The following is a 20,677-nucleotide window of genomic DNA, read 5'->3' on the forward strand; positions in this document are numbered from 1 at the left end:
GACTCCTCGGCGTGGCACCGCCTCTTGCACGGCGGAGCGAACGGTCGTCCTCCCGGCGCCCCGGGTGACGGGGAGGGAGGACATCAGGCGCCTCCACCCTATTGCCTCGGACGGCGCGGCAGGTCATCGCGGTTCCGGCCCCCGCCAGGCGCACCCCCTCTCACCCGGGGTCGCCCGCCTCCCTCACCCCGCGTCCGGCATGTCCGGGGCGCCCGCGGGAGGGTCCGTGTCCGCGCGGGGCTGGGGCAGCACCGGCTGAAGGAGCAGCAGGCGCTCGACGATGCGGACGAACATCGCCACGTCGCGTATGAGGTCGTCGGCGTCCCGGCGACTGGCCGCGCCCTGGATGCCCGCCTCGGCCCGGGCGCGGCGGGCGGCCCCGGAGGCGAACAGGGCGCTCCACTCGGTGAGCTCGGGCGCGATCTCGGGGAGCACTTCCCAGGCGCTCCGTATCCGGGCCCGGCGCTTGGAGGTCGGTTCGGGCCTGCCGCGGGCGGCGAGGACGGCGGCGGCGGTGCGCAGCGCGGCGAGGTGCGCGGTGGCGTACCGCTCGTTGGGGGTCTCCAGGACGGCCGCCTCGTCGAGTCCGGCGCGGGCCTGGGCGAGCAGATCGAGGGCGGCGGGTGGGGCCGAGGACCGGCGCAGCACGGGGTGCACGTCGCTCGCCGGGCCGGTCAGTGAGGGGGCAGGGCCGGTGGCGCGGCGCCGACGGGCGGCGGCTGCGGGGTGGCTGGCCATGACGAACCTCCTGTCGTCTGTGTGACGGCACGTCCGCATACGGGCTGCCGTATGTGCCCATCGTGGGCTATGCCACTGACAATCCGTTCTGACCTGGGCTTTTGCCTCGATCGAAGGTTCGGGTTAGTTTTTGCACTGACCAGTCAGTTCAAGTAAGCGCCCGGGCGCGACAGGGACGGGGACAGGGCGCGGCAAGGGGAGGGCATGGGGGAAGGGAAAGACGCGGGGAAAGGGACGGACACGGGCGACGGCGGTCTCGCTGTCGTCGCCCGGGACTTCGGGCTCGAAGGCCCCCGCGGATGGGCGTTCCGCGGGATCGGCGTCGACGCACCGCCCGGCGCGCTGATCGCGATCGAGGGGCCGTCCGGCTCGGGCCGTACGTCTCTGCTGCTCGCGCTGACGGGCCGGATGAAGCCCACGGAAGGCAGCGCCGTCGTCGGCGGCCTGGACCTGCCGAAGCGGATGGCGGCCGTGCGCCGGGTCAGCGCCCTCGCGCACGTCCCCGGGGTCACCGACCTCGACCCCGCGCTGACCGTCGGCGAGCACCTGCACGAGCGCGCGCTGCTCCAGCGGCGGTTCACCGGCTCCGTACGCACCCTGCTGCGGCCGCGCCGGGAGCGCCTCGCCGAGCAGAGGCTGCGGGTCGACAGGGCGCTGACCGCCGTCGGCCTCGACCGCGCGGCCCTGCCCAAGGGCTCCCGGACCGCCGTACGCGATCTGGAGCGGCTGGAGGCGCTGCGGTTGTCGCTCGCGCTGGCGCTGATCGGCCGGCCGCGACTGCTGGGCGTCGACGACACCGACCTGAAGCTGTCGGACGCCGAGCGGGCCGAGGTGTGGTCCCTGCTCGGCTCGCTGGCCGCGGCGGGCACGACCGTGCTGGCCGTGTGCAGCGAGGCACCCGAGGGGGCGGTGGTCGTGTCCACCGGGGCGGCTTTGGGGGACGCCCTGGCGGACACGACCACCGAGGCCACGCCCGAGAACACCGGGCACGAGGACACCGAGCCCGACGACAGCAACGACGAAGCGAAGGAGGCGGCCGATGCGCTCGCCGAAACTGGCCGCTCTTGAGCTGCGGCGCTTCGGCCGCGGCAAGCTGCCGCGCGCGGCCCTTGTCGCGCTTCTGCTGCTGCCGCTGCTGTACGGCGCGCTGTACCTGTGGTCCTTCTGGGACCCGTACAGCCGCCTGGACCGCATCCCGGTGGCGCTGGTGAACGACGACAAGGGCGCCACCGCCGACGGGAAGCGCATCCGCGCGGGTGACGACATCACCCAAGGGCTGCGCGAGAGCGAGGTCTTCGACTGGAAGGAGGTGAGCTCGCAGGAGGCACGCGCGGGCGTGGAGGACGGCACGTACTACCTGTCGCTGACCATGCCGGCCGACTTCAGTGAGCGCGTCGCCTCCAGTGCGGGCGACTCCCCGGAGACCGGCGCCCTTCAGGTGCGCACGAACGACGCGAACAACTACATCGTCGGCCAGATCTCGCGGACGGTGTTCAGCGAGGTGCGCACGGCGGCGTCCACGAAGACCTCGCGGTCGTTCCTGGACAAGATCTTCATCTCCTTCTCCGACATCCACGGCGCGACCGAGAAGGCCGCCGGAGGGGCCGACAGGCTCAAGGGCGGCATCGGCAAGGCGGAGAAGGGCTCCAAGGCGCTCGCGGACGGCCTGAAGGAGGCCAAGAGCGGCAGCGGTGCGCTGTCCAAGGGCGTCAAGAAGCTCGACACGGGCGCGGGCGACCTGGAGGACGGCTCCGCGCAGGTCGCCGAGGGCACGCAGGCGCTGGCCGACCGGGTGAACGGGTTCGCGGACGAGGTGGGCCCCTTCCTGCGGAAGAACGAGAAGAGCATCGGGGAGACGGCCCAGTTCGTGGCCGATGCCGCCGGGGCCGTGCGCGACAACCTGGACGACCTGGTGGAGCGGGCCCCCATCGCGGCGCAGGACGCCCGGGACGCCGCCGACCGGCTGGCCGGCGTCCACCGCGCGCGCTGCGAGAGCCCCACGGCCGTTCCCTCCCCCTCCCTCACCGACGTCCTGCCCACGGCGGCGCCCGATCCGGCCTGTCCGGATCTGAAGCTGGCGAAGGACGCGGCCGCCGAGGTCGCGGCGGTCGCCGGAGACCTCGAGACGCTGGCCGCCGACCAGGGCGGCGCGCTGAAGAAGCTCGACCAGCATCTGGCGACCCTGCAGAAGCAGGCCCAGGCGCTCGCCGACCGGGCCCCGCATCTGTCGGAAGACCTGGACGACGCCGTCAGCAAGATCAACAAGCTGAACGCGGGGGCCGGGAAGGTCGCCGCCGGTGCCAAGAAGCTGCACTCCGGGCTCGGCACCGCCAGCACCGGCGCGGTGGACCTGGACGAGGGTGTCGGCAAGCTGAGGACGGGCGCGACCGACCTCAACGGCGGGCTGTTCAAGCTGGTCGACGGCTCGGGGAAGCTCGCCGACGGCCTGCACGACGGCGTCCGGCGCATCCCCGACTACGACGAGGGCGAGCGCGACCGCCGTACCGCCGTGATGGCCGACCCCGTGCAGCTCGCCAACCAGGCCCTGCACAAGGCGCCCAACTACGGCACCGGGTTCGCCCCCTACTTCATCCCGCTGTCGCTGTGGGTCGGCGCGATGGTCGCCTACATGCTGATCGCGCCGCTCAACCGGCGTGCCCTGGCCGCGGGTGCCTCCGCGTGGCGGATCGCGCTGGCGGGCTGGCTGCCGGTCGTCGCGATCGGCGTGCTCCAGACGGCCGCCCTGATGGCGGTGCTGCACTGGGCGGTCGGCCTGCAGCCGGTCCGGGCGGCCGGGACGGTGGCGTTCCTGTGCCTGGTCACGGCCTGCTTCGCGGCGATCGTGCAGTGGCTCAACGCCCGCTTCGGCGCGGCCGGCCGCATCCTGGTCCTCGCCGTGCTGATGCTCCAGCTGACCTCCGCGGGCGGCACCTACCCGGTGCAGACCAGCCCCGGCTTCTTCAACGCGATCCACCCGTACCTCCCCATGAGCTACGTCGTCCAGGCGCTGCGGCGCCTGATCACCGGCGGCGGACTGGGTCCGGTGTGGCAGGCGTGCGCCGTGCTGGCGGCCTTCACGGCCGGGGCGCTCGCGCTGACCGCCCTGTCGGCGCGCCGCAAGCAGGTGTGGACGCTGGACCGGCTGCATCCGGAGCTGACCCTGTGAGCGAACGCGGGACAATCATGACCATGGAAAGCAGCAGCGCCGCGTCGGGCGCCAGCACCCGCCGCGAGGCCACCCGGCAGAAGCTCTACGAGGCAGCCGTCACCCTCATCGCCGAGCAGGGCTTCTCCGCCACCACCGTGGACGAGATCGCCGAGCGTGCCGGGGTCGCGAAGGGCACCGTCTACTACAACTTCGCGAGCAAGTCCGTCCTCTTCGAGGAGCTGCTGAGGCACGGCGTGGGGCTCCTCACCGCCTCGCTGCGGGAGGCCGCCGAGCGGACCGCGCGGGAGGGCGGCGGCGCGGTGGACGCTCTCGACGCGATGATCCGCGCGGGTCTCGTCTTCATCGAGCGCTACCCCTCCTTCACCCAGCTGTACGTCGCCGAGCTGTGGCGCACCAACCGGGCCTGGCAGTCCACGCTGATGGTGGTCCGGCAGGAGGCCGTGGCCGTCGTCGAGGGGGTGCTGCGCCAGGGCGTGGCGAACGGCGAGCTGAGCGAGGAGATCGACATCCAGCTGAGCGCCGCCGCGCTGGTCGGCATGGTGCTGGTGGCCGCGCTGGACTGGCAGGCGTTCCAGCCGGAGCGCTCCCTGGACGACGTGCACGCGGCGCTGTCCCGGCTGCTCCAGGGGCGGGTCAGCGGGCGCGGCTGAACACGCGGGGCGGCCTTCCTGGACCAAGGACGCGGCCTTCCCGGACCACAGGAAAGCGCCGGTCCGGACTGGCCGCGTCCCCCGCGGGCCAGTCTCGAACCGGCGCTCCCCCCGTGCTCCCCCGTTCCCCCGTACTCCCCCGTGTTTCCCCCGTTGGGCCCCCGTTCGGTCGTCCCCCGGGTTCCCCCGTGCCTCGCTCCCGCCGACCGGGTCGGCGGAAGGAGCGGTCCAGGGCGGCGCCGTTCCGCCGCCCCGTGTCGGCGGTGCCGGCGCCCTGCCCCTTTCCGTGCCTCCACTCTCTCGTCCGGGCAGGTCCCGCCCCATCCGCGCGCGTACTCATCTCGGCGCCTAGGTACGGGTACTCACGCCTGGGTGCCCGCCCCCGGTGCCGGTCGGCCCCGAGGCCCAGTGGTGGCCGATAAAGTCGCAGGCATGGCACGGATTGCGGTGATCGGCGCCGGGATGGGCGCGATGGCGGCCGCCGCCCGGCTGGCCGTCGCGGGCCACCGGGTGGCGGTGTACGAGCGGACGGACACGTACGGCGGAGCGGTGCGCCGCTTCGAGCGGGACGGCTTCCGCTTCGACACCGGGCCGGGGCTGCTGCCCCTGCCCGCGGTCTGGCGCGACCTGTTCATCAAGACGGGCAAGGAGCCCCTGGAGTCCTGCGTCGAGCTGGTCCAGATCGACCCGTCGTCCTGCCATGTCTTCCCGGACGGCACCACCGTGCCGTTGCCGAACGCGTCCCGCGCGGGCGTGGTCGCCGCGCTCGACGAGGCCCTCGGCGCGGGTGCGGGCGCCCGCTGGGGCGACTTCCTGGTCCGGGCCCGGGAGGCCTGGGACCGTACGCGGCGGCCGCTGCTGGAGGAGCCGCTGTGGCCGAACTGGTCGGTACTCGCGGAGCGCGAGCCGTATCCGTCCGTCCCGCACAAGCGGCTGCTGCGCACACGCCGGGCGGGCACCCTGCGTGAGATCGGCGCCTGGGAGCTGCGCGACGAGCGCCTGGCCGACCTCCTGGAGACCCAGGTCCTCGCCCACGGCCTCGACCCCAGGACCGCTCCGGCGAGCGCGGCCGTGCTGCCGTACATGGAGCACGCCTTCGGCACCTGGTACGTGCGCGGCGGGCTCAGGGAGCTGGCCCGCGCGGTGTACGAGCGGTGTGTGCAGCGCAAGGTCGAGTTCGTCTTCGGCGCCGAGGTCACGGGCATCGTGGAGAAGGACGGCCGGGCGGCCGGGGTGGAGCTGGCCGACGGCACCGTGGCCGAGGCCGACCATGTCGTGGCGGACGTCGACCCGGTGCGGCTGAGCGCCCTGACGGGGCATCCGCTGGACACGGACGGCGATGTGCGCCCCGATCCCGGTTCCGCCTCCGCCGCACCGGGCCGGTTCACCCTTCTGCTGGCGCTGCGCGGCGGGCGCGAGCCCAGGGTGGCGCACCGCACGGTCGTCCACGCGCCGGACCGCGAGGCCGAGCTGGACTTCCTCGCCTCTCCCGGCGGGGACGAGCCGCCGCGCCCCACCGTGACCGTGCTGCGCCCCGACGACCCCGCTCTCGTCCCGGACGACGGGCACGAGGCCGTGGTGGTCTCCGCGGTGGTGCCGGCCGAAGCCGGGTGGGAGCAGGAGGGCACGGTCCGGCGCTACACGGACCTGCTGCTCGACGCGGCCGGGTCGGCGATACCGGGGCTGCGGGAGCGGGTGCTGTGGCACGAGGCGCGCACCCCCGCGCACACCGCGGCGGAGACGGGCTGCGGTTCCGTGCCCGCGCCCGCGCTCGCCGCCGGAGAAGGCCGTTTCCTGCGCCCGGCGAACGTCACGCGGCTGCCCGGCCTCCACCGCGTCGGCGGCTGGTCCCACCCAGGAGGCGGCCTGCCTCACGCGGGCATGTCCGGAGCCCTCGTGGCCGGGCTCATCGTGGAGGGGCCGGAGTTCCGCGGCTCGCAGTGACGAGCAGCCGGGCTCGGGCTCGGTGAGGAGCCCGCTCAGTAGCGGTAGTGCTCGTCGTACCCGGTGCCCTGGGACTGGCCGTCGCCGCCCTGGTACGGATACGGCTGCTCCTGCGGAAGCTCCCCGTACTGCTCGTCGGTGCGCTGCTGCGGCACCCAGACGCCGCCGGGCGGGGTCTGGCCGTATCCGTCGGTGCCGTACTGGTCCTGGCCGTAGGCCTGCTGGCCGAACTGCTGCTGGCCGCCGTAGCTGGTGTCGTAGGACGCGCCGTCGTAGGTCTGCGTGCCGATGTACGGGTCGGAGTAGGCGGCGTACTGCTGCTGGCCGCCGGTGTCGTAGCCGTAGCCCTGCTGGCCGTAGCCGGAGTAGGCGTCGTAGCCGTAGGAGGCCTGGTCGGCGCTCTGGGCGGTGGCCGCGTACTGGTCCTGCGTCTGCGGAGCCGGGGTGTAGCCGGTGTCGCCGCCGTACACGCCGTAGGAGCCGGTGTCCTCGGGGAGGGGCTGGGGCTCGTAGACGGCGGTGTTCTCGGCCGCGCCGGGGTCGTGGGCGCGGGCGGGGGTGAAGACGTCGTCGCGGTCGTAGTCGTCGTCCTGGCCGTAGGCCGAGCCGGGGCGGTCGTAGCCGTCCGTGACAGGCCCGTCCGCGTCGGCGGCCTCCAGGCCGGAGACCTCCAGGGTCGGGTCGCGGCGTTCGCCGCGGCCGCGGCGGGAGCCGCCGCTGTCGGAGTCCGGCCGCTTGACCGCCCAGCCCGCCGCGAAGCCGCGGCGGAAGGACATCGTGACGTAGACCTGGCCGACCGCGAACGCGATGGCGCCCAGGCCGATCACGACGACAGAGGAGATCAGCACGCCGGCGACAACGCCCAGAAATCCCGCGAAGGCGAGCAGCCGCCAGCGCAGCCGTGCCTTGTACTGCAGCAGCACCTCGCCCAGCAGCCACAGTGCGACGACGCCGAACGCGATGTAGAGGACCGCCCAGCCCATGTACGCCCCTCTCCCAGTGACCGCTACGCAGTGTGTCGTATACCGGTGCGGCAGGTCTAGGCCTGCGGGGGGTGGTGCAGGCCCAGGTTCTCGTAGATTTCCAGGGTCGCCGTGGAGTTGTTGAGCGTGATGAAGTGCAGTCCGGGGACACCCTCGGCCAGCAGCCGCGCACAGAACTCGGTGGCGAAGTCGATACCGATGGAGCGTACAGCGGCGGGATTGTCTTTGGCTGTGAGGATGCGCTCTTTCAGCTCGGACGGGATGTGGGCGTTGCTGAGCTGGGGCAGCCGCTCCAGCATCCGGACGCTGGTGACGGGCATGACCTCCGGGATCACCGGGGTGTCGCAGCCTGCCGCCGCCACGCGGTCGCGCAGCCGCAGATACGACTCCGGCTGGAAGAACATCTGCGTGATGGCGTAGTCGGCACCGGCCCGGCACTTGTCGACGAAGTGCTCGACGTCGGTGTCCCAGTCGGCGGAGCGCGGGTGCATCTCCGGGAAGGCCGCGACGCCGACGCAGAAGTCGCCCGACTCCTTGATGAGCCGGACGAGTTCGGCGGCGTAGGTCAGGCCCTTGGGGTGGGGCACCCACTCGCCCATCGGGTCGCCGGGCGGGTCGCCGCGCACGGCGAGCATGTTGCGGATACCGGCGTCGGCGTACTGACCGATGATGTTGCGCAGTTCGGCGATGGAGTGGTTGACGGCGGTGAGGTGGGCGACCGGGGTGAGCGTCGTGTCGACGACGATCTGCTGGGTCTCCTTGACGGTGCCAGCGCGGGTGGAGCCGCCGGCACCGTAGGTGACGGAGACGAAGTCCGGGGAGACCGCCTCGACCCGGCGGAGCGCGCTCCACAGGTTCTTCTCGCCCTTGGGGGTCTTCGGCGCCGAGAACTCGAAGGAGTACGTCGTCTTGCCGCCGGCGAGGATGTCGCGCACGGTACGTGCGCGATCAGTCCTGGTGGATGCGGTTCCTAGGGCCATACCCGCAGGTTATCCAGGGGTCGGCGGTCCCCCAACCGAATGAAGGAAATTTGCCCGAATTGCCCGTCTACTGTCCACGGTGTGGACACCTGGCGCCCGAAATGACCCGATAGGACACCCGGGTGTCTCGCCATATGACCCACAGCCCTCAGGCGGACCGCAGACGCTTGGCCAGCTCCGCCGTCGCCGCCGCGGGGTCGTCGGCCTCGGTGATGGCCCGCACGACCACCACCCGGCGGGCGCCCGCCTGAAGGACCTCGTCGAGGTTGCCGAGGTCGATGCCGCCGATGGCGAACCAGGGGCGGTCGGTGCCGAGGCCCGCCGTGTAGCGGACCAGGTCGAGGCCGGGGGCGTAGCGGCCGGGCTTGGTGGGGGTGGGCCAGCAGGGGCCGGTGCAGAAGTAGTCCACGCCCTCCTGGACGGCGGCCGCGGCGGCCTCCTCGTCGGCGTGCGTGGAGCGGCCGATCAGGACGTCCTCGCCGAGGATCGCGCGGGCCGCGGGCACCGGCAGGTCGCCCTGGCCCAGGTGCAGGACATCGGCCCCGGCGGCATGCGCGACGTCCGCGCGGTCGTTGACGGAGAGGAGCTTGCCGTGCCGGGCGCAGGCGTCGGCGAAGACCTTCAGGTGCTCCAGCTCCTCACCGGCCTCCATGCCCTTGTCGCGCAGCTGCACGATGTCGACGCCGGACGAGAGGACCGCGTCCAGGAACTCGGGCAGGTCGCCCTGGCGCCTGCGGGCGTCCGTGCAGAGGTAGAGCCGGGCGTCGGCAAGCTGGGCGCGTGCGGTCGCGGGCATGGGTGGATGTCCCCCCGTTGTCGGTGGCTGTACGGGCCGGGGCGTGGCCCCGGCCCGTACCTCCGGAGTGCTGATCAGGTCAGACGGCGAGCGCCTGGGCGCGGCGCTTCACCTCCGTGCCGCGATTCTCGCTGAGCGCCTGCGCGGGTGTGCCGGGCAGGCTGTCGTCGGGGGTGAAGAGCCACTCCAGCATCTCTTCGTCGGTGAAGCCGTCGTCCCGCAGGAGCGTCAGGGTGCCGGTGAGGCCCTTGACGACCTTGCGCTCGTCCTCGTCGATGAAGGCGGCGGGGACGTGCAGTGCGCGGTTCTCACCACGGCGTACGGCGATGAGCTGGCCCTCCTTGACCAGCTGCCGCACGCGCGTCACCTCGACACCGAACATTTCTGCGATGTCGGGGAGGGTGAGCCAGGCGGGGACGAGAGCATCGATCTTTGCGTCAATCTCGGTCACAAGGACAAGCCTGCCATCCGCCACTGACAGTCGGAAGTCGAGGCCACCCGAGTGGGGGCGCCGCGATCGACCGTGGCCGGATCCGCCGTACCGCGGACGCGCCTTTCGTCGTGGTCGATCGCGCCCACGCGGGCCCCCATCGGATACAGCCCCGCGCCCCTCAAGGCGTCACAGCGCAGCCGTCTTCAGCGGGCGGGCGGGGTCCACCAGCAGGTCCGGATCCATCCGCGCCCCCGACTCGATCAGCTTCCTCCCCTGGGCCAGGTCCCTCGGCCGGCCCACCGCCAGAAGGGCGGCCAGGCGGCCCTCGCGCAGCCAGCAGACCGACCACGCCGGACCGGACGGGTCACCGCGCCACAGGAGGGTGTCGGCCGAGGTGTGGTGGCCGGCGTACTGGACGAAACGGCCGAACTGCTCGGACCAGAAGTACGGCACCGGGTCGTGGACCACCGGGGCCTCGCCGGTCGAGGCGCCGATGATGTTTGCGGCGACCGTGCGCGGGCCCTGCAGGGCGTTGTCCCAGTGGTGGATCAGCAGCCGCTCGCCGTAGCGGCCGGAGGGGAAGGACGCGCAGTCGCCGACCGCGTGGACGTCCGGCGCGGAGGTGCGCAGGTGGGCGTCGGCGACGACCTCGCCGTACGCGCCCAGCTCGATGCCGGAGCCGGCGAGCCAGGCGGTGGCGGGGCGGGCGCCGATGCCGACGACGACCGCGCCCGCGGGCAGCCGGGTGCCGTCGTCCAGGACGACCTCGCCGGGCGAGACCCGGGCCACGCGCGCGTGGGTGCGCAAGGAGGCGCCGGCCTCGGCGTACCAGGAGGTCATCGGGGCGGCGACCTCGGCGGGCAGCGCCCCGGCGAGCGGCCGGTCGGCGGCCTCCACGACGGTCACCGCGCAGCCCGCCTCACGCGCGGCGGTGGCGAACTCGGCGCCGATCCAGCCCGCACCGACGACCACGATGTCGTGCTGGCGCTGAAGAACGGGCCGCAGCCGCTCGGCGTCGTCCAGGGTGCGCAGCAGATGCACGCCGGGCACGCCCTCGGCGCCGGGCAGCCGGACCGGTTCGGCGCCGGTGGCCAGGACCAGGGCGTCGTACGGCACCGGGCCCTGCTCCGTGTCCAGCTCGTGGTCGGCGGGGCGCAGGCCGAGGGCCTCGCGGCCGAGGTGCAGCCCGATGTCGAGCGCCTCGAAGTCGACGTCGAAGGCGGAGCCCTCGGCGGTGCCGAGGAGGACGGCCTTGGACAGCGGGGGCCGGTCGTAGGGCTGGTGGGGTTCGGCGCCGATCAGGGTCACGGTGCCCTTGAAGCCCTGTTCGCGCAGGGCGACCGCGGTCTGCACGCCGGCCATGCCCGCGCCCACGACGACGACACGCTGCGGCATGGCCACTCCCGACACTTCCCGCTCCTGCGTCTGCTCGCTCACCTGATCACCATAGACACCTGACAACTCGTCAGTCAGGGGCCCGGTGCCGTGACCTCCTCCACAACGCTCGTCCCGCTGCCCGGCCGCGACTCCCACTCCCAGGTCTCCTCCAGGCGGACCCGGCCGTCGGGCAGTTCCACGACCCGGGACACGCAGTGCCCCGACGATGTGGTGCCGTCGCGCCCCAGCTGGACATACCGAAAGTCCAGCCGGTCTGCGTCCCGGGTTCCCACCAGACGGCCGCGCACGACATCGCCGCCCGCGTACTCGGCCCAGATCTCGCCGTCCTTCTCGTGGTACGTGAACCGGGTGCGGGTGCCCACCTGACCTGGGGCTTGGTCGGCGACCGGGGCGAGGACGAGACCGTCGAGCGAACGGGGCACGGCAGAAGGCTCCCTTACGAGGGCGAGGCGGCTGCGGTTAGGGTGGGGCAAACGTAAAGCACTCGCGGGAGCCCGGACGCACCGGGCTGAGAGGGAGGCTGGCCGGCCTCCGACCGTACGAACCTGATCCGGGTCATGCCGGCGAAGGGAGGGGCTGGACGCCCATGTCGCGTACGTCAGACGTCCTCGTCGTAGGGGGCGGCATCATCGGTCTGGTGACGGCGTGGCGGGCCGCAGAGCGCGGTCTCGCCACGGCTGTCGTGGACCCCGAGCCGGGCGGCGGAGCCGCGCAGGTGGCGGCCGGGATGCTGGCCGCCGTCACCGAACTGCACTACGGCGAGCAGACCCTGCTCGGCCTGAACCTCGCCTCGGCGCGCCGCTATCCGGAGTTCGCCGCCGAGCTGACCGACCTCACCGGGCACGACCTCGGCTACCGGCAGTGCGGCACGCTGGCCGTCGCGCTGGACGCCGACGACCGCGCGCACCTGCGCGAACTGCACGCGCTCCAGCAGCAGTCGGGCCTGGACTCGCAGTGGCTGTCCGGGCGGGAGTGCCGGCGCCTGGAGCCGATGCTGGCGCCGGGCGTGCGCGGCGGGCTGCGGGTGGACGGCGACCACCAGATCGACCCGCGACGCCTCGCGGCGGCCCTGGTGACGGCCTGCGAGCGGGCGGGCGTGGTCGTCCACCGCGACTGGGCCGAGAAGCTCACCGTCGTACGGGAGCGGGCCGCGGGCGTCGTCACGCGCGCGGGCGCCCTGCTGGAGGCCGGGCAGGTCGTCCTCGCGGCCGGCAGCCTCAGCGGGCGGCTGGCCGGCGTCCCGGACGACGTACTGCCGCCGGTCAGACCGGTGAAGGGGCAGGTGCTGCGGCTGACCGTGCCGCAGCGGTACGCGCCCTTCCTCAACCGCACCGTCCGCGCGGTGGTGCGCGGCAGCCAGGTCTATCTGGTGCCGCGCGAGAACGGCGAGCTGGTCGTCGGGGCCACCAGCGAGGAGCTCGGCTGGGACACCACGGTCACCGCGGGCGGCGTGTACGAGCTGCTGCGCGACGCCCACGAACTGGTCCCCGGCATCACGGAACTGCCGCTGACGGAGACCCGCGCGGGTCTGCGCCCCGGCTCCCCCGACAACGCGCCGCTGCTCGGCCCGACCGAGCTGGACGGCCTGCTGCTGGCCACCGGCCACTACCGCAACGGCGTGCTGCTGACCCCGGTCACCGGCGACGCCATGGCGCATGTCCTGACCACCGGTGAACTCCCCGACGAGGCCCGCCCCTTCACGCCCCGTCGCTTCACCACCGCACTCACGGAGCAGCCCGTATGAACCTCTCGGTCACCATCTCCGTCAACGGCGAGCGTCGGCAGATCGAGCCGGGGACGGCTCTCGACACGCTCGTGAAGTCCCTCACCGCGGCGCCCTCCGGAGTGGCGGCCGCGCTCAACGAGACCGTCGTCCCGCGCACGCAGTGGCCCTCCACCGCGCTCGCCGAGGGCGACCGCGTCGAAGTCCTCACCGCCGTACAGGGAGGCTGACCCATGGCCGACGATCCGTTCGTCCTCGGTGGTACGACGTTCAGCTCCCGGCTGATCATGGGGACCGGGGGCGCGCCCAGCCTCGAGGTGCTGGAGCGGGCGCTGGTGGCGTCCGGGACGGAGCTGACGACGGTCGCCATGCGGCGCGTGGACCCCTCGGTGCACGGCTCGGTGCTGTCGGTGCTGGACAAGCTCGGCATCCGGGTGCTGCCCAACACCGCGGGCTGTTTCACCGCAGGGGAGGCCGTGCTGACGGCCCGGCTGGCCCGCGAGGCGCTCGGCACCGACCTGGTCAAGCTGGAGGTCATCGCCGACGAGCGCACCCTGCTGCCGGACCCGATCGAGCTGCTGGACGCGGCCGAGACGCTGGTGGAGGACGGCTTCACCGTCCTGCCGTACACCAATGACGACCCGGTCCTCGCCCGGAAGCTGGAGGACGCGGGCTGTGCGGCGATCATGCCGCTGGGGTCGCCGATCGGCTCGGGGCTCGGCATCCGCAACCCGCACAACTTCCAGCTGATCTGCGAGCACGCGCGTGTGCCGGTGATTCTGGACGCGGGTGCCGGTACGGCGTCGGACGCGGCGCTCGCCATGGAGCTGGGGTGTGCGGGTGTGATGCTCGCCTCAGCGGTGACGCGGGCGCAGGAGCCGGTGCTGATGGCTTCCGCCATGCGGAGTGCCGTGGAGGCGGGGCGGCTGGCGTACCGGGCCGGGCGCATTCCCAAGCGGCACTTCGCCGAGGCGTCGTCCCCCGTGGAGGGCGTGGCGCGGCTGGACCCGGAGCGGCCGGCCTTCTGAGGGTCCGTCCGGCGGCGCGGGGCGTTGCAGGCCGTGCCGGGAGCGGCGTGCGTCACAGGTCGGCTGCAGTCCCGGCCCGATCCGGGTGGAACCGGCGGGGCTGTCAGTCGCGGCTCGTAGACTCACCTGCGTGGACACGACCCTTCAGGACCCACTGGTCGGGCAGGTGCTCGACGGGCGTTATCGCGTCGAGGCGCGGATCGCGGTCGGCGGGATGGCCACGGTCTACCGGGCCGTGGACACCCGCCTGGACCGCGTGCTCGCGCTGAAGGTGATGCACCAGGCGCTGGCAGCCGACGGAGCGTTCGTCGAGCGGTTCATCCGCGAGGCGAAGTCCGTGGCGCGCCTCGCGCACCCGAATGTGGTGCAGGTCTTCGACCAGGGCACGGACGGGTCGTACGTGTACCTGGCGATGGAGTACATCGCCGGCTGCACCCTGCGGGACGTGGTGCGCGAGCGCGGGGCGCTGCAGCCGCGGGCCGCGCTGGACATCCTGGAGCCGGTGCTGGCCGCGCTGGGCGCCGCGCACCGGGCCGGTTTCGTGCATCGCGACATGAAGCCGGAGAACGTCCTGATAGGGGACGACGGCCGGGTGAAGGTCGCCGACTTCGGGCTCGTGCGCTCGGTGGACACGGTGACGAGCACCACCGGGTCGGTCCTCGGCACGGCCGCCTATCTCGCGCCCGAGCAGATCGAGCGGGGCGCCGCCGACCCGCGCGTGGATGTGTACGCGTGCGGGGTGATGCTGTTCGAGATGCTCACCGGCGGCAAGCCGCACTTCGGGGACTCCCCCGCCCAGATCCTCTACAAGCACGTCCACGAGGACGTTCCGCCGCCGTCGGCCGAGGTGCCCGGTATGGCGTACGCGCTGGACGAGTTGGTCGCCTCGGCGACCGCCCGCATCCCGGAGATCCGGCCGTACGACGCGGTGGCGCTGCTCGCGCAGGTCCGCGAGGCGCGCGCCGGGCTGACCGACGCGCAGCTGGACGCGGTGCCGCCGCAGGCGACCGCCGCGGACCACGACAACGCCGAGGACCGTACGAGCGTGATCCCGCGCTCGCTGACCGTGCCGCGGCCGCTGCCGGTCAACGAGGACGAGGACCGGCACACCAGCCGGCTGGCTTCCCCGGCTCCGCTGCCGCCGCGCCGCCGGTCGCTGCCGCGGCGCGGGGTGGTGTCGATCGTCGCGGCGGTGCTGCTGGTGCTCGGCCTCGGCGCGGGCGTCTGGTACATCAACTCCGGCCAGTTCACCAAGGTGCCGCTGGTGCTGGAGAAGACCGAGGAGCAGGCCCGCGACCGGCTGTCCGACGCCGGTCTGGAGGTCGGCGAGGTCAAGCGGGCGTACAGCGACACCGTCAAGCGCGGCCTGGTGATAGGCACCGACCCGGCACCGGGCGCCCGCATCCGGGACAACGACTCGGTGACCCTCACCGTCTCCCGGGGCCCGGAGGTCGTCCGGGTGCCCGCGCTGCGCGGTGAGCCGCTGGACGAGGCGAGACGGGCCCTGAAGCGTGAGGGCCTGGAGCCGGGCATGGTCACGCGCGAGTTCAGCGACGAGGTGCCGAAGGGCGCGGTGCTGCGCACCGACCCGGAGGGCGGCGTCGAGCGCCACGCGGGCTCCGCCATCGCCCTGGTCGTCAGCAAGGGCAGCCCGGTGGACGTCCCCGACGTCGTCGGCGACGACCTCGAGGACGCCCGCGCGCAGCTCCTGGAGGCGGGCCTGAAGGTCAAGGTCGCCTCCGCGCAGATCCACTCCGAGTACGACAAGGGGCAGGTCGCCCTGCAGTCCCCGGACTCGGGCGGTCAGGCCGCCGAGGGCGACACCGTGACGCTGACCCTGTCCAAGGGCCCGGTCATGGTGGAGGTGCCGGACGTGGTCGGCGACAGCGTGGACGACGCCCACGACAAGCTGGAGGGCGCCGGCTTCGAGGTCGACGAGGACCGCGGCATCCTCGGTCTGTTCGGCGACACGGTCAAGAGCCAGTCCGTGGAGGGCGGCGACACCGCCCCCAAGGGCTCGACGATCACGATCGAGATCCGCTGAGCGATTCTGGACCCGCTGAACGAATCCAGACCCGCTGAGCGAGGGGGCGGGCACCGGCCGGCAGGTCGTGCCGTACGGCATGACACCCTGAACGGGTGAGTGTTGAACGCCCCCTCCCCGGCCCGTCCCGCAACCCCGTCGGCAGCCATGTGCCCGTCGCCGGAGGTCTGAGCAGCGTAGGGCTGACCTACGCCCGTGATCTGAAGGCCGAGACCGTGCAGGTCTTCGTCGCCAATCCGCGCGGGTGGGCGACTCCGGCCGGGAACCCGCGGGAGGACGAGGCGTTCCGGGCGGCGTGCGCGGCCGAGTCGATCCCGGCGTATGTGCACGCGCCGTACCTGATCAACTTCGGGTCCCACACGGAGGCGACCGTCGAGAAGTCGGTCGTGTCGCTGCGGCACTCGCTCAGGAGGGGCCGCGAGATCGGTGCGCTCGGCGTGGTCGTGCACACCGGCAGCGCGACCGGCGGCCGGGACCGGGCGGTGGCGCTGAAGCAGGTGCGCGAGCATCTGCTGCCGCTGCTCGACGAGCTGACCTGCGACGACGACCCTTACCTGCTGCTGGAGTCGACCGCCGGCCAGGGCTCCTCGCTGTGTGCGCGGACCTGGGACTTCGGGCCGTACTTCGAGGCGCTGGACGCCCACCCCAAGCTGGGCGTGTGCCTGGACACCTGCCACATCTTCGCCGCCGGGCACGACCTGACCGGGCCGAGCGGCACGCACCAGACCCTGGATCTGCTGGTGGACACCGTCGGCGAGGGCCGGCTGAAGCTGATCCACGCCAACGACTCCCAGGACGTGGTGGGCGCGCACAAGGACCGGCACGCGAACATCGGCGCCGGTCACATCGGGGAGGACCCGTTCCGTGACCTCATGACGCACCCGGCGACCGCGGGCGTACCGCTGATCATCGAGACTCCGGGCGGCAAGGAGGGACACGCGGGTGACGTGGAGCGGCTGAAGAAGCTCCGGGACGGATAGATCCACTCTCCATAGACCCTGGCGGGAATACCCCTGGGGGGTATACGGTTCCTACTGAGCGCGCAGGAACCGCAGTCCGGCTATGGGGGCAGACATGCAGCACGACGCACACACCGCGCACGAGCACCACGAGCACGAGGGTCACGAAGGCCACCAGGGCCACCAGGGCCACGAGCAGGGCCACGAGCAAGGTCACGAGGGCCACCAGGGTCACGACCACGCGAGCCACACCGGCCATCAGGGGCACGCCCACCACGACCACCACACCGGCGGCGCCAGCTGGGCCATGGCCGCGCAGGCGACCCTGCACTGCCTCACCGGCTGCGCCATCGGCGAGGTGCTCGGCATGATCATCGGCACCGCGCTGGGCTGGGGCAACATGGCGACAATGGTCCTGGCGATCGTGCTGGCCTTCTTCTTCGGCTACTCGCTCACCCTGCGCGGCGTCCTGAAGGCGGGCCTGGACCTCAAGGCCGCGATCCGGGTCGCGCTGGCCGCCGACACCCTCTCGATCGCCGTGATGGAGCTGATCGACAACGGCGTGATCGCCCTGTGGCCGGGCGCCATGGACGCCCACCTCGACGACGCGAAGTTCTGGTGGGTGCTGGCCATCGCCCTGGTGGCGGCGTTCTTCCTCACCACGCCGGTCAACAAGTGGATGATCGGCCGCGGCAAGGGCCACGCGGTGGTGCACCAGTACCACCACTGACCCACAAGACGATCAGGACTCAGAGCTCGGGGCCGTCCCCGGGCTCTTCCTGGTAGGAGTAGCGCTGTTCCTTCCAGGGGTCGCCGACGTTGTGATAGCCGCGCTCCTCCCAGAAGCCGCGGCGGTCGGCGGTCATGTACTCCACGCCCCGGACCCACTTGGGCCCCTTCCAGGCGTACAGGTGCGGGACGATCAGGCGCAGCGGGAAGCCGTGCTCGGCCGTGAGCAGTTCGCCGTCCTTGTGAGTGGCGAAGAGGGTGCGCTCCGAGGCGAAGTCGGTCAGGCGCAGGTTCGAGCTGAATCCGTACTCCGCCCACACCATCACATGGGTGACGTCGTCGGCGGGCGGGGCGATCTCCAGGACGGTCCGAGCGGGGATGCCGCCCCACTCCGCGCCGAGCATGCTGAACTTCGTCACGCAGTGCAGATCGGCGACGACGGTGGTGTACGGCAGGGCCGTGAACTCCTCGTGGGTCCAGCAGCGCTTCTCACCGTCGGCGGTGGCCCCGAAGACCCTGAACTCCCAGCGCTCGGGCCGGAACTTGGGCACGGGACCGTAGTGCGTGACCGGCCAGCCCCGCTGCAGTCGCTGCCCCGGCGGGAGCTCGGTCGGTGCTGCTTCTCCCCATTCGCGCTCCACCGGATGACCCATGACTCCATCCTGACAGACCCGGCACGGTGCACATGACCACGCAGGTTCGGAATCGGACAACTGGCGCTAAGCATGCCCTTACTTACTAAGTACGCACTTACTGGACGATCTTCCTCAGGCGGTGCAATCATGCGGCGCTATCTGCCAGTTCCCCCGTGCGGAAGGAGCCTCTGCGATGCAGGGCGACCCCGAGGTCCTCGAATTCCTCAACGAGCAGCTGACCGGCGAGCTGACGGCGATCAACCAGTACTGGCTGCACTACCGGATCCAGGACAACAAGGGCTGGACCAAGCTCGCCAAGTACACGCGTGAAGAATCCATCGACGAGATGAAGCACGCGGACAAGATCACCGAGCGCATTCTGATGCTGGACGGCCTGCCCAACTACCAGCGCCTGTTCCATGTGCGGGTCGGCCAGACGGTCACCGAGATGTTCCAGGCCGACCGGCAGGTCGAGGTGGAGGCGATCGACCGCCTCAAGCGGGGCATCGAGGTGATGCGCTCCAAGGGCGACATCACGTCCGCCAACCTCTTCGAGTCGATCCTCGAGGACGAGGAGCACCACATCGACTACCTGGACACTCAGCTGGAGCTGATCGACAAGATCGGTGAGGCGCTCTACATCGCCCAGCAGATCGAGCAGCCCAGCTGATCCGGGGCCGAGCGGCCCAGCCGGTCCGGGCCCGGACCTAAGCGGCTTCTTCCAGTCCGGCGAGGACCGGCTTGCCCTGGTCGGCGAGCTCACGACGAGGGCACGCACCCCGCCCCAGCAGGGCCTGGATACGGCGGACGCACGACCCGCAGTCCGTGCCGGCCTTGCAGGCCGAGGCTATCTGGCGCGGCGTGCAGGCGCCGTTCTCCGCGTGCTGCTTGACCTGCTGCTCGGTGACGCCGAAGCAAGAGCAGACGTACACGCGGTTCACCTCCCGCCGGGTTCCGTAGCGCCATCCCCTTGATCGGTGAGGCTAACCTAACCTTACCCATCCCCCAGGAACCGCAAAAGAGCAGTGGGGCGCGGATCGTATGTGATCCGCGCCCCACTTATGCCGGTGTAACAGGCAGACCCGTCACTGGTCCCTGTACATCTCCGCCACGAGGAACGCCAGGTCCAGCGACTGGCTGCGGTTCAGCCGCGGGTCGCAGGCCGTCTCGTAGCGCTGGTGCAGGTCGTCGACGAAGATCTCGTCGCCGCCGCCCACGCACTCGGTGACGTCGTCGCCGGTGAGCTCCACGTGGATGCCGCCCGGGTGGGTGCCCAGCGCCTTGTGGACCTCGAAGAAGCCCTTGACCTCGTCGAGCACGTCGTCGAAGCGGCGGGTCTTGTGGCCCGAGGCCGCCTCGAAGGTGTTGCCGTGCATCGGGTCGGTCACCCAGGCGACCGTGGCACCGGAGGCGGTGACCTTCTCGATCAGCTCGGGGAGCTTGTCGCGGACCTTGTCGGCGCCCATGCGGACGATGAAGGTCAGCCGGCCCGGCTCCCGGTCGGGGTCGAGGCGGTCGATGTACTGCAGCGCCTCCTCGGCCGTCGTCGTCGGGCCGAGCTTGATGCCGATCGGGTTGCGGATCTTCGAGGCGAACTCGATGTGTCCGTGGTCCAGCTGCCGGGTGCGCTCACCGATCCACACCATGTGCGCGGAGACGTCGTACAGGTGCCCCGTGCGCGAGTCCACGCGGGTGAGGGCCGACTCGTAGTCGAGCAGCAGCGCCTCGTGCGAGGAGTAGAACTCGACGGTCTTGAACTCCTCCGGGTCGGCCCCGCAGGCGTGCATGAAGTTCAGTGCCTGGTCGATCTCGCGGGCGAGCTGCTCGTAGCGCTGGCCCGACGGCGACGACTTCACGAAGTCCTGGTTCCAGGCGTGCACCTGGCGCAGGTCGGCGTAACCGCCAGTGGTGAAGGCGCGCACCAGGTTCAGCGTGGAGGCGGACGCGTGGTACATCCGCTTCAGCCGCTCGGGGTCCGGGATGCGGGAGGCCTCGGTGAAGTCGAAGCCGTTGACGGAGTCGCCCCGGTACACCGGGAGGGTGACGCCGTCACGGGTCTCGGTGGGCTTGGAGCGCGGCTTGGAGTACTGGCCGGCGATCCGGCCGACCTTCACCACGGGCACGGAGGCCGCGTAGGTGAGGACGGCACCCATCTGGAGCAGCGTCTTCAGCTTGTTGCGGATCTGGTCGGCGGACACCGCGTCGAATGCCTCGGCGCAGTCGCCACCCTGGAGGAGGAACGCCTCTCCCTTGGCGACGGCCGCCATCCGGGCGCGCAGCTGGTCGCACTCGCCCGCGAAGACGAGCGGCGGATACGACTCGAGGTCCGCGATCACTGCGCGCAGAGCCTCGGTGTCGGGGTACTCGGGCTGCTGCGCCGCGGGCAGGTCTCGCCAGGTGTTGCCAGCGCTTGCGCTGGTCTTAGCGTTCACGGTCACGTCCTCAACACTACGGGGTCGTGTCGGGCG

21 protein-coding genes and 1 riboswitch are annotated in these 20,677 nt (G+C 72.0%); of the genes, 11 read left to right on the forward strand and 10 right to left on the reverse strand.

The features are described from left to right. Positions 1-183: 183 nt before the first annotated feature. Entirely contained in the window at positions 184-738 is a 555-nt protein-coding gene (locus ACIQ6Y_RS08245; protein WP_404034414.1) for an SAV_6107 family HEPN domain-containing protein, read from the reverse strand. A 204-nt stretch (positions 739-942) separates the two neighbouring features. On the opposite strand from ACIQ6Y_RS08245, the gene ACIQ6Y_RS08250 reads away from it, so the two are divergent. The 4 genes from ACIQ6Y_RS08250 (at position 943) to ACIQ6Y_RS08265 (ending at position 6,501) form a co-directional block, all read left to right on the forward strand. Next, on the forward strand, positions 943-1,806 hold the full coding sequence (locus ACIQ6Y_RS08250) for an ATP-binding cassette domain-containing protein (RefSeq protein ID WP_404034416.1): 864 nt from the start codon (positions 943-945) through the stop codon (positions 1,804-1,806). Then, complete coding sequence (locus ACIQ6Y_RS08255; RefSeq protein ID WP_404034418.1) at positions 1,778-3,904, forward strand: YhgE/Pip family protein; 2,127 nt, start codon at positions 1,778-1,780, stop codon at positions 3,902-3,904. The genes ACIQ6Y_RS08250 and ACIQ6Y_RS08255 overlap by 29 nt, the downstream gene beginning before the upstream one ends. Positions 3,905-3,927: 23 nt before the next feature. Then, positions 3,928-4,557, forward strand: coding sequence for a TetR/AcrR family transcriptional regulator (locus tag ACIQ6Y_RS08260; protein WP_404034420.1), 630 nt, complete (start codon positions 3,928-3,930; stop codon positions 4,555-4,557). Between the two features lie 432 nt (positions 4,558-4,989). Continuing rightward, the gene (locus ACIQ6Y_RS08265) at positions 4,990-6,501 is read left to right on the forward strand and encodes a phytoene desaturase family protein (RefSeq protein WP_404034422.1); all 1,512 of its coding nucleotides are present in this window, start codon (positions 4,990-4,992) and stop codon (positions 6,499-6,501) included. 35 nt (positions 6,502-6,536) lie between these two features. On the opposite strand, the gene ACIQ6Y_RS08270 is transcribed toward ACIQ6Y_RS08265, so the two are convergent. The 6 genes from ACIQ6Y_RS08270 to ACIQ6Y_RS08295 form a co-directional block, all read right to left on the reverse strand. Further along, positions 6,537-7,484: a hypothetical protein gene (locus ACIQ6Y_RS08270; RefSeq protein WP_404034424.1), complete on the reverse strand. Its 948-nt coding sequence runs from the start codon at positions 7,482-7,484 to the stop codon at positions 6,537-6,539. 56 nt (positions 7,485-7,540) lie between these two features. After that, complete coding sequence (gene metF / locus ACIQ6Y_RS08275) at positions 7,541-8,464, reverse strand: methylenetetrahydrofolate reductase [NAD(P)H] (RefSeq protein WP_404034426.1); 924 nt, start codon at positions 8,462-8,464, stop codon at positions 7,541-7,543. Between the two features lie 148 nt (positions 8,465-8,612). Further along, on the reverse strand, positions 8,613-9,260 hold the full coding sequence (gene thiE, locus ACIQ6Y_RS08280; RefSeq protein ID WP_404034428.1) for a thiamine phosphate synthase: 648 nt from the start codon (positions 9,258-9,260) through the stop codon (positions 8,613-8,615). 79 nt (positions 9,261-9,339) lie between these two features. Then, the gene (locus ACIQ6Y_RS08285) at positions 9,340-9,711 is read right to left on the reverse strand and encodes an Rv2175c family DNA-binding protein (RefSeq protein WP_404034430.1); all 372 of its coding nucleotides are present in this window, start codon (positions 9,709-9,711) and stop codon (positions 9,340-9,342) included. A gap of 168 nt (positions 9,712-9,879) precedes the next feature. Next, complete coding sequence (locus ACIQ6Y_RS08290; RefSeq protein WP_404034432.1) at positions 9,880-11,130, reverse strand: NAD(P)/FAD-dependent oxidoreductase; 1,251 nt, start codon at positions 11,128-11,130, stop codon at positions 9,880-9,882. Positions 11,131-11,162: 32 nt separating this feature from the next. Beyond that, positions 11,163-11,513 (reverse strand): hypothetical protein, encoded by a 351-nt coding sequence (locus ACIQ6Y_RS08295; protein WP_404034434.1) that lies wholly within the window; start codon positions 11,511-11,513, stop codon positions 11,163-11,165. A 54-nt stretch (positions 11,514-11,567) separates the two neighbouring features. Continuing rightward, a riboswitch (TPP riboswitch) is annotated at positions 11,568-11,680 on the forward strand. Between ACIQ6Y_RS08295 and thiO the strand changes: the two genes are divergently transcribed. From thiO to ACIQ6Y_RS08325, 6 genes are all read left to right on the forward strand, one after another. After that, positions 11,678-12,835 carry a glycine oxidase ThiO gene (gene thiO / locus ACIQ6Y_RS08300; RefSeq protein WP_404034436.1) on the forward strand — a complete coding sequence of 386 codons (1,158 nt, stop codon included), beginning with the start codon at positions 11,678-11,680 and terminating at the stop codon, positions 12,833-12,835. Its footprint overlaps the riboswitch before it by 3 nt. Then, positions 12,832-13,044 (forward strand): sulfur carrier protein ThiS, encoded by a 213-nt coding sequence (gene thiS / locus ACIQ6Y_RS08305; protein WP_404034438.1) that lies wholly within the window; start codon positions 12,832-12,834, stop codon positions 13,042-13,044. The genes thiO and thiS overlap by 4 nt, the downstream gene beginning before the upstream one ends. Before the next feature lie 3 nt (positions 13,045-13,047). Further along, the gene (locus tag ACIQ6Y_RS08310) at positions 13,048-13,842 is read left to right on the forward strand and encodes a thiazole synthase (protein WP_404034440.1); all 795 of its coding nucleotides are present in this window, start codon (positions 13,048-13,050) and stop codon (positions 13,840-13,842) included. A 130-nt stretch (positions 13,843-13,972) separates the two neighbouring features. Further along, on the forward strand, positions 13,973-15,886 hold the full coding sequence (gene pknB, locus ACIQ6Y_RS08315; protein WP_404034442.1) for a Stk1 family PASTA domain-containing Ser/Thr kinase: 1,914 nt from the start codon (positions 13,973-13,975) through the stop codon (positions 15,884-15,886). Positions 15,887-15,981: 95 nt separating this feature from the next. Next, positions 15,982-16,866 carry a deoxyribonuclease IV gene (locus ACIQ6Y_RS08320; protein WP_404034444.1) on the forward strand — a complete coding sequence of 295 codons (885 nt, stop codon included), beginning with the start codon at positions 15,982-15,984 and terminating at the stop codon, positions 16,864-16,866. Positions 16,867-16,960: 94 nt separating this feature from the next. Next, positions 16,961-17,575: a DUF4396 domain-containing protein gene (locus ACIQ6Y_RS08325; protein WP_404034446.1), complete on the forward strand. Its 615-nt coding sequence runs from the start codon at positions 16,961-16,963 to the stop codon at positions 17,573-17,575. Between the two features lie 19 nt (positions 17,576-17,594). Here ACIQ6Y_RS08325 and ACIQ6Y_RS08330 read toward each other — a convergent pair whose 3' ends face one another. Next, positions 17,595-18,227 carry a sulfite oxidase-like oxidoreductase gene (locus tag ACIQ6Y_RS08330; RefSeq protein ID WP_404034448.1) on the reverse strand — a complete coding sequence of 211 codons (633 nt, stop codon included), beginning with the start codon at positions 18,225-18,227 and terminating at the stop codon, positions 17,595-17,597. A gap of 175 nt (positions 18,228-18,402) precedes the next feature. Between ACIQ6Y_RS08330 and bfr the strand changes: the two genes are divergently transcribed. Then, positions 18,403-18,879 carry a bacterioferritin gene (gene bfr / locus ACIQ6Y_RS08335; RefSeq protein ID WP_020272982.1) on the forward strand — a complete coding sequence of 159 codons (477 nt, stop codon included), beginning with the start codon at positions 18,403-18,405 and terminating at the stop codon, positions 18,877-18,879. A gap of 37 nt (positions 18,880-18,916) precedes the next feature. Here bfr and ACIQ6Y_RS08340 read toward each other — a convergent pair whose 3' ends face one another. After that, entirely contained in the window at positions 18,917-19,141 is a 225-nt protein-coding gene (locus ACIQ6Y_RS08340) for a bacterioferritin-associated ferredoxin (RefSeq protein ID WP_404034451.1), read from the reverse strand. Positions 19,142-19,294: 153 nt separating this feature from the next. Further along, a complete protein-coding gene (locus ACIQ6Y_RS08345) occupies positions 19,295-20,647 on the reverse strand; it encodes a class II 3-deoxy-7-phosphoheptulonate synthase (protein ID WP_404034453.1) in 1,353 nt (450 codons plus the stop codon). Positions 20,648-20,677 lie beyond the last annotated feature (30 nt).

It is taken from the genome of Streptomyces sp. NPDC096205 (assembly GCF_044763135.1).
GTDB lineage: Bacteria > Actinomycetota > Actinomycetes > Streptomycetales > Streptomycetaceae > Streptomyces.